The sequence below is a fragment of the Planctomycetota bacterium genome (genome assembly GCA_035574235.1).
Classification (GTDB): domain Bacteria; phylum Planctomycetota; class MHYJ01; order MHYJ01; family JACPRB01; genus DATLZA01.
Map to the genome: position 1 here is coordinate 54,020 of DATLZA010000078.1, position 13,540 is coordinate 67,559.

The 13,540-nt window shown below is 70.5% G+C and carries 18 protein-coding genes; 8 read left to right on the forward strand and 10 right to left on the reverse strand.

Annotated elements, in window-relative coordinates; translation table 11 throughout:
* Genes lexA through VNO22_06885 form a run of 4 tightly spaced genes read right to left on the reverse strand, consistent with a single transcriptional unit; the run spans nucleotide 1 to nucleotide 3,371 of the window.
* Nucleotides 1-582, reverse strand: coding sequence for a transcriptional repressor LexA (lexA, locus tag VNO22_06870; protein HXG61074.1), 582 nt, complete (start codon nucleotides 580-582; stop codon nucleotides 1-3).
* The gene (locus tag VNO22_06875; protein HXG61075.1) at nucleotides 579-1,421 is read right to left on the reverse strand and encodes a hypothetical protein; all 843 of its coding nucleotides are present in this window, start codon (nucleotides 1,419-1,421) and stop codon (nucleotides 579-581) included. Before VNO22_06875 ends, lexA begins: the two co-directional genes overlap by 4 nt.
* Nucleotides 1,418-2,704, reverse strand: a complete 1,287-nt coding sequence (locus tag VNO22_06880; GenBank protein HXG61076.1) for an ABC transporter permease — start codon at nucleotides 2,702-2,704, stop codon at nucleotides 1,418-1,420. Before VNO22_06880 ends, VNO22_06875 begins: the two co-directional genes overlap by 4 nt.
* On the reverse strand, nucleotides 2,691-3,371 hold the full coding sequence (locus VNO22_06885; GenBank protein HXG61077.1) for an ABC transporter ATP-binding protein: 681 nt from the start codon (nucleotides 3,369-3,371) through the stop codon (nucleotides 2,691-2,693). Before VNO22_06885 ends, VNO22_06880 begins: the two co-directional genes overlap by 14 nt.
* A gap of 88 nt (nucleotides 3,372-3,459) precedes the next feature.
* Between VNO22_06885 and VNO22_06890 the strand changes: the two genes are divergently transcribed.
* Both VNO22_06890 and VNO22_06895 read left to right on the forward strand, forming a co-directional pair.
* Entirely contained in the window at nucleotides 3,460-3,894 is a 435-nt protein-coding gene (locus VNO22_06890; GenBank protein HXG61078.1) for a hypothetical protein, read from the forward strand.
* Between the two features lie 42 nt (nucleotides 3,895-3,936).
* Nucleotides 3,937-4,182, forward strand: a complete 246-nt coding sequence (locus VNO22_06895) for an NIL domain-containing protein (protein ID HXG61079.1) — start codon at nucleotides 3,937-3,939, stop codon at nucleotides 4,180-4,182.
* Between the two features lie 7 nt (nucleotides 4,183-4,189).
* Here the strand turns inward: VNO22_06895 and truB are convergent, their stop codons facing one another.
* A complete protein-coding gene (truB, locus tag VNO22_06900) occupies nucleotides 4,190-4,984 on the reverse strand; it encodes a tRNA pseudouridine(55) synthase TruB (protein HXG61080.1) in 795 nt (264 codons plus the stop codon).
* Nucleotides 4,985-5,063: 79 nt separating this feature from the next.
* Between truB and rsmI the strand changes: the two genes are divergently transcribed.
* Nucleotides 5,064-5,774: a 16S rRNA (cytidine(1402)-2'-O)-methyltransferase gene (gene rsmI, locus VNO22_06905; GenBank protein ID HXG61081.1), complete on the forward strand. Its 711-nt coding sequence runs from the start codon at nucleotides 5,064-5,066 to the stop codon at nucleotides 5,772-5,774.
* Here rsmI and VNO22_06910 read toward each other — a convergent pair.
* The 5 genes from VNO22_06910 to VNO22_06930 form a co-directional block, all read right to left on the reverse strand.
* Nucleotides 5,739-6,356 (reverse strand): hypothetical protein, encoded by a 618-nt coding sequence (locus tag VNO22_06910; GenBank protein HXG61082.1) that lies wholly within the window; start codon nucleotides 6,354-6,356, stop codon nucleotides 5,739-5,741. The genes rsmI and VNO22_06910 overlap by 36 nt on opposite strands.
* Before the next feature lie 40 nt (nucleotides 6,357-6,396).
* Nucleotides 6,397-7,122 carry a hypothetical protein gene (locus tag VNO22_06915; GenBank protein HXG61083.1) on the reverse strand — a complete coding sequence of 242 codons (726 nt, stop codon included), beginning with the start codon at nucleotides 7,120-7,122 and terminating at the stop codon, nucleotides 6,397-6,399.
* Nucleotides 7,119-7,817: a dethiobiotin synthase gene (gene bioD, locus VNO22_06920; GenBank protein HXG61084.1), complete on the reverse strand. Its 699-nt coding sequence runs from the start codon at nucleotides 7,815-7,817 to the stop codon at nucleotides 7,119-7,121. Before bioD ends, VNO22_06915 begins: the two co-directional genes overlap by 4 nt.
* The gene (gene topA / locus VNO22_06925) at nucleotides 7,814-10,159 is read right to left on the reverse strand and encodes a type I DNA topoisomerase (protein HXG61085.1); all 2,346 of its coding nucleotides are present in this window, start codon (nucleotides 10,157-10,159) and stop codon (nucleotides 7,814-7,816) included. The genes bioD and topA overlap by 4 nt, the downstream gene beginning before the upstream one ends.
* A 63-nt stretch (nucleotides 10,160-10,222) precedes the next feature.
* Nucleotides 10,223-10,732 (reverse strand): hypothetical protein, encoded by a 510-nt coding sequence (locus VNO22_06930; GenBank protein ID HXG61086.1) that lies wholly within the window; start codon nucleotides 10,730-10,732, stop codon nucleotides 10,223-10,225.
* Between the two features lie 68 nt (nucleotides 10,733-10,800).
* Between VNO22_06930 and trpD the strand changes: the two genes are divergently transcribed.
* The 5 genes from trpD to VNO22_06955 all read left to right on the forward strand — a co-directional run.
* Complete coding sequence (gene trpD / locus VNO22_06935) at nucleotides 10,801-11,808, forward strand: anthranilate phosphoribosyltransferase (GenBank protein ID HXG61087.1); 1,008 nt, start codon at nucleotides 10,801-10,803, stop codon at nucleotides 11,806-11,808.
* The gene (locus tag VNO22_06940; GenBank protein ID HXG61088.1) at nucleotides 11,808-12,341 is read left to right on the forward strand and encodes an NUDIX hydrolase; all 534 of its coding nucleotides are present in this window, start codon (nucleotides 11,808-11,810) and stop codon (nucleotides 12,339-12,341) included. Before trpD ends, VNO22_06940 begins: the two co-directional genes overlap by 1 nt.
* 23 nt (nucleotides 12,342-12,364) lie before the next feature.
* Entirely contained in the window at nucleotides 12,365-12,607 is a 243-nt protein-coding gene (locus VNO22_06945; protein HXG61089.1) for an antitoxin, read from the forward strand.
* Between the two features lie 91 nt (nucleotides 12,608-12,698).
* On the forward strand, nucleotides 12,699-13,334 hold the full coding sequence (locus tag VNO22_06950; GenBank protein ID HXG61090.1) for a phosphoribosylanthranilate isomerase: 636 nt from the start codon (nucleotides 12,699-12,701) through the stop codon (nucleotides 13,332-13,334).
* Between the two features lie 6 nt (nucleotides 13,335-13,340).
* Nucleotides 13,341-13,540: tryptophan synthase subunit beta (locus VNO22_06955; GenBank protein HXG61091.1), on the forward strand; the 200-nt coding region annotated here is incomplete at its 3' end.

Consider the following 13,540-nt stretch of genomic DNA (forward strand, 5'->3'; position numbering starts at 1 on the left):
TCACATCCTGCGGAGCACCCCGACCACGACCCCTTGGATCTTCAGGCGTTCGGGACGATCGACGAAAAGCGGATCCACCGAAGGATTCGAAGGCTGAAGCCGCACGCCCCGCCCCTCCCGGTAGTAACGCTTGAGCGTGGCCTCCCGGCCGTCCAGAAGCGCCACCACCATTTCGCCGTCGCGCACGTCCGACCGGCGCTCGACGATCACGAAGTCGCCGTCGCAGATGTGATCCCCGATCATCGAGTCCCCGCGCACCTGGAGGGCGAAATACTCACGGCCCCGGCGCAGAAGACCCGCCAGGTCGAGCTCCTCCGGCTGGGCGATCGCCTCCACGGGGCGTCCGGCCGCGATCCGCCCGACGACCGGCAGCCGCCGCGAAGGAATGAGCACCTCGATCCCCCGGCGGCGGTAATACCCGCGGCGGATGTGCCGGGATTTCTCCAGACGCCGCAGATGTCCCAGCACCGTGACCTTGCTCAGCCGGAGATGGTCGGCCATCTCCTGAAGGGTGGGCGAACAGCCCTTCCGGGCCGCGTAGTCCTCGATGAACCGGAGCACCTCGAACTGCCGGGGGGTCACGGCGAATCCTTCTTCTCCGGCGGGCGCTCCGCCTCGTCTTCCTTGAAGCTGCGCTGAAAGCGGGCGGGCTTCGGCGGCCGGCGCTCGGCGGCCGGTTCGAACCCCCGCAGGGGCACCTTCTTCAATCCGGGGGGAACGTCGAACTCCTCAGGGGCGACCGGGCCGCTCCGCGCCGACGATACCTCGAACTGCTCGACGACCCGCTCGAGGAAAAGAACGTACCGCACCGTGGCCCGGGAGGGAAACCCTCCCAGCTCCCGAAGCCGCGGAAGCGCTTCCGGAGGAAACGCCCCCGCCGCGGCGAGCGCCTCCCAGTACCCCTGGGCGTCCCGGACGGCGGGTTCGCCTTCGACCGAAACGCGCACGCGGTCGCCGTTGAGGATCACTTCCCGCCGCCCGTCCCGCGCGCGCACCTCCACGCGCGGCGGCTCGGCGTAACGGTCGAACCCCTCCAAAAGCGCCGCCAGCTCGCGCTCCTCCGCCGTGCCCGGTACCCGGTCCCGGCACGCCTGGATCCCGTCGAGGGCGGCCTTCCGGACGGCTTCGACCTCGTCGAAGGTGTACTCCGAGTACTCGCCCGCGGCCAGGTCGATCTTCACGATCGTCCGCCGGTCGGGACGGATGATCAGACGCTGGGCGAACGTGCGATCCTCGATCGCAAGGTCGTTTCCCCGCAGGCGCACGGTCTCGACCCGCCGGTACTCCCGCCGCCGGCCCAGAAGATCGATGTGAACGGCGTGCACGGTCCGCTCGACGATGAGCCCCGGCGCGGAACCGTTGCCGGAAGCGGCTTCCTGCGCCGCCCCGGCCAGGAGCACGCAAAGACCCAGCGTTCTCATTCGTACCTCAGGGCGGCCACGGGTTCGAGGCGCGCCGCCCGCCGCGCCGGAACGAACCCCGCCGCCACGCTGACGAACACGGAAAACATCAGGGCCCCCGCGGCCAGACCGGGCGAAAGATAAAAGAGATCCGTCTCCGTCGGCAGGTCGAAGACGCGGCGGGCGATCGCGTTGAAAATCCGCCCCGCCAGCGCCCCCGCGGCGATCCCGAGAAGACCTCCGAGAAGACCGATTCCGCCCGCCTCCAGGAGGAAAAGCCGGCCGATGTCGCGGTCCCGGGCGCCCAACGCCTTCATGATACCAATCTCGCGGGTCCGCTCAAGGACGGCCATGGCCATGGTGTTGGCGATCCCGAAGAGCGAAACGATGAGCCCGACGGCGCCGACCGCCGCCATGAATCCTTCCACGACGAGAAAAACGACGCCGACCATGCGGATCATGTCGGCGGCGCTGAAGACCTCGTAGCCCGCGTGGCGCAGCCGGCGGGCCACCTCCTCGGCCTGGCGCGGATCCTTCGCGCGGACGACCGCGGCGGCGTGCGTTCCCTTCTTGTACGGGACCCAGGAGAGAAGCCCTCCCCGCGTGGCCTCCCGCAGCGCCGCGGCCGCCGCGGCCGGAAGCACGATCCGCCGGCCTCTCAGGCCGATCGCCGACGGATCGAAAACGCCGGCGCAGGAAAACTCCAGCGGAGCCTCCCCCTCGCCCTCGCCGCCGGGCCTGCGGAACGTGACGCGCGCCCCGACCGCGGCCGCCGGTTCCAGCCCCAGCTCTCCCTCCACCAGCGGCGCGGGCAAAAGACAGGCCCGCGCGGACGGCTCCGTCCAGAGCGCCCCCGCCACCAGCGCCTCGCGGTAGGCGGCTTCCTCCTCCGGAAAAACGCCTCCCACCGGCGCCAGAGGCAGCGACCGCGACCGCCCCTCCGCCTCGATCGCGCATCCGAGGAAGAAGTCGAGATCCGGCGCGGCCGAGGCCACTCCCGGCAGGGCCGCCATCTCCCGGATCTCCTCTTCCGTGATCGGCAGGAGCTGCGCCCCCATGGCGAAGGGCATGCGGACCCTCGGACGGCCCCCCCGTTCGGCCGACGCGCGCGTCACGTGAAGCGTCCGCAGCTGCTCCTCGCTCTCGAAAAGGCGCCGCACCTCGCGTTCCAGCCCGAGCCCGAGCGACACCATGAGGACGAGCGCCGCCACGCCCACGACCACTCCGGCGGACGTGAGCGCCGTCCGGCCCCGCCGGCGCCGCAGGTTCGTCCAGGACATCCCCAGCGCGTCAGCGAGCCTCATCGCGCACCAGGCGGCCGTCCCGCAGTTCCAGAATCCGCCGCGCGATGGAACCCGCCAGCGCGGCGTCGTGCGTCACGAAAAGGATCGTCTTCCCCTCCAGGCTCCGGAAGAGATCCATCAGTTCCCCCGCGGTGCGGGAATCGAGGTTGCCGGTGGGCTCGTCGGCCAAAAGAAGCGGCGGGTCGTTCGCCAGGGCCCGCGCCACCGCCACACGCTGCTGCTCCCCGCCCGAAAGCTGCCCGGGCCGGTGTTCCCGCCGCGCCGAAAGCCCCACGCGCTCGAGCAGCTCCTCCGCCCGGCGGCGCCGCTCCCGCGGGGCGACCCCCGCCCAGACGAGCGGCAGCTCCACGTTCTGAACCGCCGTCAGCGTGGGCACGAGATTGAAGAACTGGAAGACGAACCCCACCGACGACCGCCGGTACCGCGCGCGTTCCTCCCCGGAAAGATCCCCGAGCGGACGGCCGCGGAAGCGGATTTCCCCCGACGTGGGCCGGTCGAGGCCCCCGATCAGGTGAAGGAGCGTGGACTTTCCGCTGCCCGAGCGGCCGACGACCGCGACGATCTCCCCCTCCTCGAACGAAGCGCTGACCGAATCGAGCGCGGTCACGACCGTTTCGCCCATGACGTAGCGGCGCGTCAGCCGCTCGGCGCGCAGGAGTTCACCCATCGGCCGCGCCATTCCACCAGAAACGACCCCCGACCGCCAGCAAGAACGCGGGTTGACTTCGCTCGCCGGGCTCCTCTATCATGCTTTCATGATCCGGAAAACGCTGGCGCTGGCGGCCCTGGCGCTGGCCGGCTGTTACACCGAGGTCTATCGGGAACCGGCCGCCGTTCCGGCGGGCCCTCCCCTCACGCGGGACGAAGTCGAGCGCCTGGCGGCGGCCGGAGTGTCGGAAGCGGTGATCCTGGAGCTCGTCGAGCAGCGGGGCGCGCGGCCGCTTTCGGCGGACGACATCGTGGCGCTCAAGAAGGCGGGCGCCTCCGACGCCGTCGTCCAGAAGATGATCGCCCGGGAAACCAAGGAGCCCGAGGTGGTCTACGTGGAGCGGCCCGTGTACTACCGCTCGTACTATTATTACGACCCCTGGTGGCCCCATTCCTGGTACTGCGGGCCGGGCATCGGCTTCAGCTATCACTACTATCGGTGGCGGCCCCGGGCGGGATTCGGCGTGCGAATCGTCCGCTGATCCTGCTTGACAGGTCCCCGCGGCCGGAGGTAGACATTAGCCATGGCCGCCCGGGAATCGCGCAAATCCGCCCGTTACAAGATGACCTTTCCTCAGAAGATCGTGGGCGAGCCCATCATGACCAAGCTCGCCCAGGACTTCAACGTCACCTACAACATGATGCGCGGCCGGATCAGCGAGAAAGGCGCCTGGCTCGACGTGGAACTCATCGGGCCGGCCCGCAACATCGAGAAAGCCCTCAAGTACCTGTCCGAGCGGGGCGTCACGATCCAGCCTCTCGAGGGATGAGGCGCCGTCACGCCCCCAGCACCTTGCGCGGCTGAAGCAGACCTTCCCGAACCTCCCCCACGCCGAGGAACCGCGGCCCGCAATAGACGCGCACCCGGCCCGCTCCCTCCCGCTCCACGGGACGCCCCGCGGCGAACCGGCCCGCCTCTTCCGTGGAGAGGCGCGCCTCGGGAAGATGCAGCACCGCCGCGTCCGGCGGCAGGAGCTCCGGCCCCGCATCCTCCACCCGGAACGGCCCGATCGCCGTGCGCCGCAGCTCCACCACGTGCCCCCCCAGATCGCGCGCCAGCGACCGCACGTAGAGGCCCTTGGAGCCGCGCACCCGGAAACGCGCCCGCGGCGGGTCGTACGAAAGAAGCGCCAGCTCCGCCACCCGCACGCGCCGTTCCGGCGCCTCCACCGCCCGGCCCTCCCGCGCATATTCGTACAGCTTCCGGCCCCGCACCTTCACGGCCGCGTAGCGCGGCGGTTTCTGGGCGATCTCCCCCACGAAGCGCGCGGCCGCGCGCTCCAGCTCCTCCCGCGAAGGGACCGGTCCCGTCCCGACGCGCGCCCCCTCCGCGTCGTCCGTCTCCGTCCGGACCCCCAGCTCCACGGCGAATTCGTACGTCTTCTCGAGATCCTGGAGGAATTCGAGAAGCCGCACCGCCTTCCCGAGCCCCACGACGAGAAGCCCTGTGGCCATCGGATCGAGCGTCCCCGCGTGACCCACGCGGCGCTCCCCCCGCGCGCGGCGGATCTCCTGCACGACGTCGTGCGACGTCTTCCCCGCGGGCTTGTCCACGAGAAGAATGCCGTCCATCGCGCCCCCAGAATACCCGGCCGCCCCGGCGCCGACAACCGCGCCCTTTCGGCCCGCCGCCGGGTACAATGCGGCCACGATGCTCTACGTCCTCGGAACTCCCATCGGAAACCTCGAAGATCTCTCGGAGCGCGGCCGGCGGATCCTCGCGGAATGCGACGCGGTCGTGAGCGAAGACACCCGGACGACCCTCAAGCTCCTGGGCCGCTGCGGCCTGCGGAAGCCCGCCCTCGCCTACTTCCAGCACAGCCCGCCCCGGCGGCTCCAGGAGATCCTCGAACGCCTCCGGCGCGGGGAAAATCTCGTCCTCGTGACCGAAAGCGGAACCCCCGGCGTCAGCGACCCCGGGGCGCGCCTCGTCGAAGCCGCCCTGCAGGAAGGCGTGCGCGTGGTTCCCGTTCCCGGCCCCTCGGCCCTCGCGGCCGCGGCCAGCGTCTCGGGCTTCCCCGCCGACTCCTTCCATTTCGCGGGCTTTCTTCCTCGGCGGCCCGGCCGGCGGCGGAAAGCCCTGGCCGCGCTGGCGGCCCTCGACGTTCCCCTCTTCCTCTTCGAAGCCCCCCATCGCGTCGTCGAAACTCTTCAGGATATTCTCGAGGTCCTGGGGGACCGCCGCCTGACAGTCTGCCGGGAACTCACGAAGGTGCATGAAGAGGTATGGCGGACGACCGTTTCGGGCGCCCTCGAACGCTACCGCCGCGAAGCGCCGCGGGGGGAATTCACGCTCGCGATCGAAGGGGCCCCGCGCCGCGCGGGCTCACCAGAGGAGCTCGAGCCCGAACATCCCGGATAACCCGAGCACGCTCTCCCGCCGCCCGCCGCGGAATTCGGTCGAGGCGCCGTCCAGCGACGCCCCCGCCCGGATCCGAAGCGCCTCGTGAAGCTGAAAGGACAGCGCCCCCTCGGCCGAGAAGGCCGGCCCCGTGTCGTCCGAAAGGTCCAGGCCGTGGCTCTCCCAACGGATCGCCCCGACCGACACGGCCGCCGCGAACGACAGCTCCTGCGTGAGATCGAGGCGCAGCCCCAGGCCGCCGAACAATCCCCGGATGAGAACGTGCTCCTCGCCGGGGCCGGGAACGTCCGAATTGTCGTAATCGTAGTGCCGGTAGGTCACGCTCAGCGAAAACCCGCGCCCGATCCCGAGCCCGTAGCGCACGTAGAAGCCGAGATCGTTTTCGAGGTCGAGATCCGCGTCCCACGCCGTGTAAAGGACGCCCAGGTCGAACAGGCTGTGGGCGGTCACGTATTCCATCATCGTCCACTCCCGCCCCGATTCGGCGGAGTCCTGCCCGGGCTCCTGGGAGAGCGCCGTGGGAAGGGGAGCGTCCGCCCGGAGCGGAGCGGAAAGGGCCAGCGCCAGGACGAACGACATCATCGCCGATTCTCCAACCTCGACCCCTTACCGATTAGATCGGCTAAAAGCCGATTTCGATGGAGAGCCGGAGCGAGAAATCGTGGTGGGTGCGGGTCCGGTCGCCGTTGAAGTCGCTCCGCAGAAGGTCCGCCTCCCCCGCCGCGTGCAGGCGCGCCCAGGGGGAAAGCCGGAACGTCCAGGCGGCCTGGAAGGAAAAAAGCGGACCCGTATCCCCCTCCGCGCCCGGAGCTTCGGAGGCGAAACGGATCGCGCCGGCCCCCATCCGCACCGAGGGGCGCACGGCCGGGTCGTCCAGCCCGAAATCGTAGCGGAATCCCGCCAGGTACGCCTGCACGGTCGCCTCTTCGCCGGACCGCTCGTCCTCGGTCTCCCAGCGGCGAACCTCGGCGAAGAAGGCGTTGCGCACGTAGAGCGCCGCGCCCCACCCGGCGCCGTCTTCGAGCTCGAGATCCCCATCCCAATGCGTAAGTCGGGCGTGAAGCTCCACGGCCAGGTCCTCGTACCAGACGCTCGCGGGCGGCCGGCGGCCGCGGACCTCTTCCAGACGCCGCCGGAGGGCTTCGAGCCGCTCCTCGGTGCGGCGGTACTCCTCGTTATGGCGCCGCGCGGCTTCCACGTCCCCCCGATCCACCGCCTCCCGGATCCGATCCTCGAGCCGCTCGAGGCGCACCTCGAGTTCCGCGGCGCGCCTTTCGAGCGCCCGCTCGTCGGCCGGCAGAGGCTCCTCCTGGAGCGCCAGGACAGCCGCCCAAAGGAGCGCGCTCATGCGTCCTCCAGCCGCCGCGCCAGCCGGTCGAATTCGGAATGCCGGAGCGCCCGGGCCACGTCTCCGCCGAGGTACGGGATCGTGGCCAGGACGGGCCGTCCGGTTTCCTCCTCGAGCGCCCGCGGATTGAGCCGCTCCGCCAGCCCTTTCCGGAAGGGGGCGTGGTAGTTGAGAACCAGCCCCAGGACGTGCAGGCCGTACGCGCGGGCGGCCAGGACGGTGAGGGCCGTGTGGTTGATCGTGCCGAGAGTCGGGCGGGTGACGACGAGGACCGGCAGCTTGAACCGGGCGGCCCATCGGGCCACGGGCAGACGGGGCCGGACGGGCACCAGGATCCCCCCGACGCCCTCGACGACGAGCCGCTCATGGCGGCGGCGAAGCAGCCGCCAGGCGCGCGCGACCGCGTCGAGATCGACGGGCCGCCGCTCGAGACGCGCCGCCTCGCTGGGGGCCAAGGGCGGCCGATAGAGGGCGGGGGTAACCAGCTCCGGCGGATCGCCGGCGCCGGACGCCCGCAGAAGAAGTTCGGCGTCCTCGGAGACCCACCGCCGGCCGCGGCGGACGGCTCCGGTGGCGAAGGGCTTGAAGACGCCCACGTCGGCGCCGCGGCGGGCCCACGCGGCGGCCAGGCCCGCGGAGACGACGGTTTTCCCGACCCCCGTGTCGGTGCCGGTGACGAAGACGGCGCGGATCATTCCGCGGACTCGGCCCCGTCGGATTCCTCGGCCTCCTCCGGGGCGGCCCCCTCGCCCGAAACGGGAGCTTCTTCGCCGGGCGGGCGCACGTCCTTGAACCACTCGCGGGGGAAGCGGCGCGTGTTTTTGCACTCGGGGTAACCGGTGCAGGCGATGAATCCGCCGCGGCGGCCGTAGCGGATGCGCAGCGGCCGGCCGCATTTGTCGCAGTCTTCCTTCCAGTCCTTGGGGATCTCCACGCGCTTGTTGCCGCGCGGGAGGGACTTGGTCCCGCGGCAGTCCGGGTAGCGCGTGCAGGCCAGAAAGCGGCCCAGCCGGCCGGACTTGATCACCATGGGCGCGCCGCACTGGTCGCACTTTTCGTTCTTGGCCTCCTCGGACGGCAGATGCTTGATCCCGCGGCACTCGGGAAAGCCGGAGCAGCCCAGGAACCGCCCGTACCGGTTCCAGCGCACCAGCATGGGGCGGCCGCATTTGTCGCAGACCACCCCGGCCGCTTCCTGCCCCTTTTCGCTCTCCATCTCCTCCTTGGCCCGGTCGAGGTCGCCGATGAAGGCGTCGTAAAAGCGCCGCAACACGTCCACCCAGCGCTCCTTGCCCTCCTCGATCCGGTCCAGGTCCTTCTCCATCCGGGCGGTGAAGCCCGTGTTCATGATGTCGTTGAAGTGCTTGACGAGCTTGTCGTTGATGAGGATTCCGAGCTCGGTGGGGAAGAGCTTGCGGTCTTCGAGCCGCACGTAGCCGCGTTCCTGGATGGTCGAGAGGATCGGCGCGTAGGTGCTGGGACGGCCGATGCCGTAGCGTTCGAGGGTCTTGACGAGGGACGCCTCCGTGTACCGCGGGGGCGGCTCGGTGAAGTGCTGTTCCGGGAGAAGCTCGACTAGGCGCGGGCGGTCCCCCGCCGCCAGCGGCGGCAGGATCTGATCGTCCTTCCGGAGGGCATGGCCCCACACCTGGGTGAAGCCGTCGAACTTGAGCTCGCGCCCCTTGGCCACGAAGGTCGCCCGGCCCGCGCGGATTTCCGCCTCGGTCAGGAGGTACTCCGCGGGCTTCATCTGCGAGGCGACGAATCGCCGCCAGATGAGCCGGTAGAGGCGGAACTGGTCCTCCGTGAGGTACGGCTTGAGGTCCTCCGGGGTGCGGTGGACGTACGTGGGCCGGATCGCCTCGTGGGCCTCCTGCATCCCCTTGCGGCGGGCGCGCAGGATCGGTTTTTCGGGAAGATAAGATCCGCCGAAGCGTTTGCCGATGAGGTCGCGCACCTCCGCCAGCGCTTCGTCGGCCACACGGAACGAGTCCGTCCGCATGTACGTGATCAGGCCCACGGAGCCTTCGTCCCCCAGCTCCACGCCCTCGTAGAGCTGCTGGGCCACCATCATGGTCCGCTTGGCGGAGAAGCGCAGCTTGATGGAAGCCTGCTGCTGAAGGAGGCTGGTCGTGAAGGGCGGCGGCGGGGGCTCCGACCGCGCGCGCGACTGGACCGAGACGACCTCGTAGGGGACTCCGCGGAGCTCCTCGACCAGCGCCCGCGCCGAGGCTTCGTTGGAAATCGGCACGAGGGGGCGCTTGTCCGTGGATTCGCTGGCGAGCCCGATCTCCTTGCCGTCGAGCCTGACGAGGGCGGCCGTGAAGGCGGCGCCGTCCTTGTCGAGGCGGGCCGTGACCGTCCAGTATTCCTCGGGCTTGAAAGCCTGGATCTCCCGCTCGCGCTCGACGATGAGCCGCACGGCCACGGACTGCACGCGTCCGGCGGAGAGCCCCCGGCCCACTTTGCGCCACAGGAGCGGAGAGAGCTTGTAGCCCACGATGCGGTCGAGAAAGCGCCGGGCCTGCTGGGCGTTGACCCGGTGCATCGAAATCGAGCCCGGCCGGCGGAAGGCCTCGAGCACGCCGCGCCGGGTGATTTCGTTGAAGGTGACGCGCTTGGCCTTTTCTTCGGGGATCTTGAGCGCCTCGATCAGGTGCCAGGCGATGGCTTCCCCCTCGCGATCCGGGTCCGGCGCCAGGAAGACGGAAGGCGCGCTCCGGGTGGCCTGCCGGAGCTCCGTGAGGATCTTGCCCTTCCCCCGGATCGTCTGGTAGGTGGGCTCGAAGTCCTTTTCGACGTCGATCCCGAAGGCCCGCTCCGGAAGATCCCGCACGTGTCCCATGCAGGCCTTCACCACGTAGCCGGAGCCGAGGATCTTGTTGATGGTCCGCGCCTTGGCGGGGGATTCGACGATGACGACGGGCTTTCCGGAGGGGGCGCGTCCCTTCCGGGCCGCGCGGGCCGGGCGTTCTCCGTCGCCGTCCCCGGAGGCGTCCGCGGGCGGCAGGGCCTTTTTTCGCGTTTTTCGGGCCATGACGGCGAGGATTATGGCGCGCCTTTCGCGGCGATGTCAAGCCGGAATGCGGAAACGGGCGGCTCAGTGGGCGAATTTGTCGCGCCAGAGGGCCCGCAGCGCCATGACTTCGGCCACGACGTCGTCCCGCAGGGAGACGAGGCGGCGGGTGACGTTCCGCAGCGCCTTTTCGGGAAGGAGTCCCCGTTCGCGCACCTCGTGCAGGGCCTGAAGCGCCTTGTGGGTGGAACGCAGCGCGCGCTTGAGGTAGGCGATCGAAAAGCCCAGCTCGGCGTCGTCCAGGCGGCCCACTCCGGCGGCGATGCCCGCGCCGGCGAGATACGCGTTCAGGACCAGCTCGTCCACGGGCTTGGGGTCCCGCTTGCGGCGGCGGGGGCGGCAGAGACGGGCCACGCGCTGGACGTAGGCCCCGAAGCGGACCGCCTTGCGGTAGAGGGGGTGATGCTCGAATTCCTGGAGCGCCGCCAGTTCCGACTCCAGGGCGTCGATCCGGCGCAGCATCCGGCGGGTTTTGGGGCTGCGGAGGAACTCCTCGGCTTCGTATTCGTCCAGCGGGCGGAACGCGTCGGGCATGGGACGGCGGTTATAGATACTCGCCCCTGTTTTGCGGGGCAAGCAAAATAGATGTAGAATGCCCGATCATGCTGAAAGAGCTTCTCCCGCGGCTGTGCGCCGGCGAGTCCCTCACGGCCGACGAGGCGGCCGCGGCGATCGGCGAGATCATGGACGGCCAGGCGACGCCCGCGCAGATCGCGGCGTTCCTGACGGCGCTGCGGATCAAGGGCGAAACCGTCGAGGAAATCGCGGGCGGCGCGCGGGCGATGCGGGCGCGGATGGTGCGGGTGGACGCCGGGGACGGGGTGATCCTGGACACCTGCGGCACGGGAGGGGACGCCCGGGGGACTTTCAACATCTCCACGATCACGGCGATCGTCGTGGCGGCCTGCGGGGTGCGCGTGGCCAAGCACGGCAATCGCGCGGCCAGTTCCGCCTGCGGAAGCGCGGACGTGCTCGAGGCGCTGGGAGTCCGGATCGACCCGCCCCGGGAACGGCTCGAAAAGATGCTCCGGGAGATCGGCATCGCCTATCTCCATGCCCCGCAGTTCCACCCGGCGATGCGCCACGCGGCGCCGGTGCGCAAGGAACTCGGATTCCGGACGATCTTCAATCTTCTGGGGCCGCTCTGCAACCCGGCGGGCGCGAACGTCCAGATCGTCGGCCTTTTCTCGCCGGCGCTGTGCCGCCCCTTCGCGGAGGTCCTGCGGGCGCTCGGAGCCCGGGCGGCGGTGACGTTTCACGGACACGACGGGCTCGACGAGCTTTCGACGACGGGAGACAACCGGGCCGTGGAATGGCGCGACGGCCGGATCGCGGAGTTCTCGATCGGGCCGGAAGCGATCGGGGTTCCCCGGGCGCGGCTTTCGGATCTGGCGGGCGGATCGCCCGCGGACAACGCCCGGATCGCGCGGGAGGTGCTGGGGGGAACGCGGGGGCCGCACCGGGACGTCGTGCTCCTGAACGCGGCGGTCGCGCTCGTGGCGGCGGGGCGGGCGGCCGATCCGCGCGAGGGCGCGCAGCGGGCGGCCCGGGCGATCGACGAAGGGGCCGCGCGCCGCACGCTCGAGGCGCTGGCGGAAGCGTCACGCTGATGGCGGCCCTCCGGGATCCCCGGTTCTGCGCGCTCTGCGGCGCCCCGATGCGCCGCGCGGTGCCGCCCCAGGACCGGCGCGAGCGGCCCGTCTGCACCGCCTGCGGGTTCGTCCACTACCTGGATCCCAAGGTGGCCTGCGGCACGATCGCGGAGAAGGACGGGAGGGTGGTGCTCGTCCAGCGCGCAATCGACCCGCGCCGCGGCTTCTGGAGCTTCCCCTGCGGCTTCATGGAGGTGGACGAGACGGCCGAGGAGGCCGCGCTCCGGGAAACGCGCGAGGAGACGGGCCTCGAGGTGGAGCTCGGCCCGCATCTGGGAACCTATTCCTATCCGGACAGCTTCTACGGGGGATCGATCGTCGTCGTGGTCTACCAGGCCCGCGTCGTGGGCGGGGCGCTCCGTCCGGACGACGACGCCTGCGACGCGCGGTGGGTGAGTCCCGCGGAGATCCCCTGGGATCGCCTGGCCTTCCGATCGAGCGAAGCGGCGCTCCGGGACTGGCTGCGCCGGAAAGGCCCGCCGGGCGCGTAAACCGCCCCCGGCCGCGTCGGTCCGTGACGCTGGATCCGGACGTGGCGGCGTTGCTCCGCCAGAGGATGAAGGAGAGGGGCCTTTCGTTCAAGGCCGCGCTCAACCAGGCCGTTCGCGAAGGGCTCCTGAAACCCGCGCCGCGCCGCTACCGCCTCAAAACCTTCCGCATGGGCTGCCGGGCGGAGCTCCGGCCGGACAAGGCCCCGGCCCTGGCCGCGGCGCTGGAGGAGGACGAGATCGTCCGAAAACTGATCCTCCGGAAGTGAAAATCATCGATGCGAACCTGCTCCTGTACGCGGTCCACAGGGACGCCCCGAGCTTGCGTTCCGCGGGAACGGGTCTTAGAATCGCCTGCCCATGCTCAAGGTCAAGATCTGCGGCGTGACCCGCGCCGCCGACGCCCTCCTGGCCGCCGCGGAAGGAGCCGATTATATCGGCCTCATCTTCGCCCCCAGCCCCCGCCGCGTCGAATCCCGGACCGCGCAGGAGATCGTGCGCCAGCTTCCCCGCGGCGTCGAACCCGTCGGGGTCTTCCTCGACCAGCCGATCGACGAGGTCCGGCGCGTTCTGGAGATCACCGGCATCCGCATCGCCCAGCTCCACGGCCGCGAAACCCCCGAGTACTGCCGCCGGCTCGGCGTCCAGGTCATCAAGACCTTCGATACCTTCAGCGAGGACTCCCTCGAGCGCCTCAAGGCCTACGACGCCTTCGCCTACCTCCTCGACGTCCCCAAGGGCGCCGGGGGGCGCTCCCGCATCGACCCCGACTGGGCCCGCCTGGCCAAGCGCCACGGCCGCGTGATCCTGGCCGGCCGGCTCACGCCCGAAAACGTCGGCGACCTCGTCGCCCGGGTGCGCCCCTTCGGCGTGGACGCCTGCTCCGCCACCGAAAAGGCCCCCGGCGTCAAAGACCCCGCGCGGCTCCGCGACTTCATCCGCGCCGCCCGCGAGGCCCACCGCCAGAGCACCCGCATCAAGGTCCGTCTCCGGTAACCCGCCGTGAAGTGGCCCTACCCCGACCGCCGCGGAAAATTCGGACCCTACGGGGGCCGCTACGTCCCCGACACCCTCATCTCCAACCTCGAGGAGCTCGAGGCCGCCTACGCGAAGGCCCGCCGCGACCCCTCCTTCTGGAAGGAGTTCCGCCATTACGCGGAACGCTACGGCGGGCGCCCCACGCCTCTGTTCTTCGCGGAACG

Coding starts and splice junctions, on each gene's coding strand:
- VNO22_06875 (HXG61075.1), bottom strand. CDS start 1,421: ATGAGAACGCTGGGTCTTTGCGTGCTCCTGGCCGGGGCGGCGCAGGAA.
- VNO22_06880 (HXG61076.1), bottom strand. CDS start 2,704: ATGAGGCTCGCTGACGCGCTGGGGATGTCCTGGACGAACCTGCGGCGC.
- VNO22_06885 (HXG61077.1), bottom strand. CDS start 3,371: ATGGGTGAACTCCTGCGCGCCGAGCGGCTGACGCGCCGCTACGTCATG.
- VNO22_06890 (HXG61078.1), top strand. CDS start 3,460: ATGATCCGGAAAACGCTGGCGCTGGCGGCCCTGGCGCTGGCCGGCTGT.
- VNO22_06895 (HXG61079.1), top strand. CDS start 3,937: ATGGCCGCCCGGGAATCGCGCAAATCCGCCCGTTACAAGATGACCTTT.
- truB (HXG61080.1), bottom strand. CDS start 4,984: ATGGACGGCATTCTTCTCGTGGACAAGCCCGCGGGGAAGACGTCGCAC.
- rsmI (HXG61081.1), top strand. CDS start 5,064: ATGCTCTACGTCCTCGGAACTCCCATCGGAAACCTCGAAGATCTCTCG.
- VNO22_06910 (HXG61082.1), bottom strand. CDS start 6,356: ATGATGTCGTTCGTCCTGGCGCTGGCCCTTTCCGCTCCGCTCCGGGCG.
- VNO22_06915 (HXG61083.1), bottom strand. CDS start 7,122: ATGAGCGCGCTCCTTTGGGCGGCTGTCCTGGCGCTCCAGGAGGAGCCT.
- bioD (HXG61084.1), bottom strand. CDS start 7,817: ATGATCCGCGCCGTCTTCGTCACCGGCACCGACACGGGGGTCGGGAAA.
- topA (HXG61085.1), bottom strand. CDS start 10,159: ATGGCCCGAAAAACGCGAAAAAAGGCCCTGCCGCCCGCGGACGCCTCC.
- VNO22_06930 (HXG61086.1), bottom strand. CDS start 10,732: ATGCCCGACGCGTTCCGCCCGCTGGACGAATACGAAGCCGAGGAGTTC.
- trpD (HXG61087.1), top strand. CDS start 10,801: ATGCTGAAAGAGCTTCTCCCGCGGCTGTGCGCCGGCGAGTCCCTCACG.
- VNO22_06940 (HXG61088.1), top strand. CDS start 11,808: ATGGCGGCCCTCCGGGATCCCCGGTTCTGCGCGCTCTGCGGCGCCCCG.
- VNO22_06950 (HXG61090.1), top strand. CDS start 12,699: ATGCTCAAGGTCAAGATCTGCGGCGTGACCCGCGCCGCCGACGCCCTC.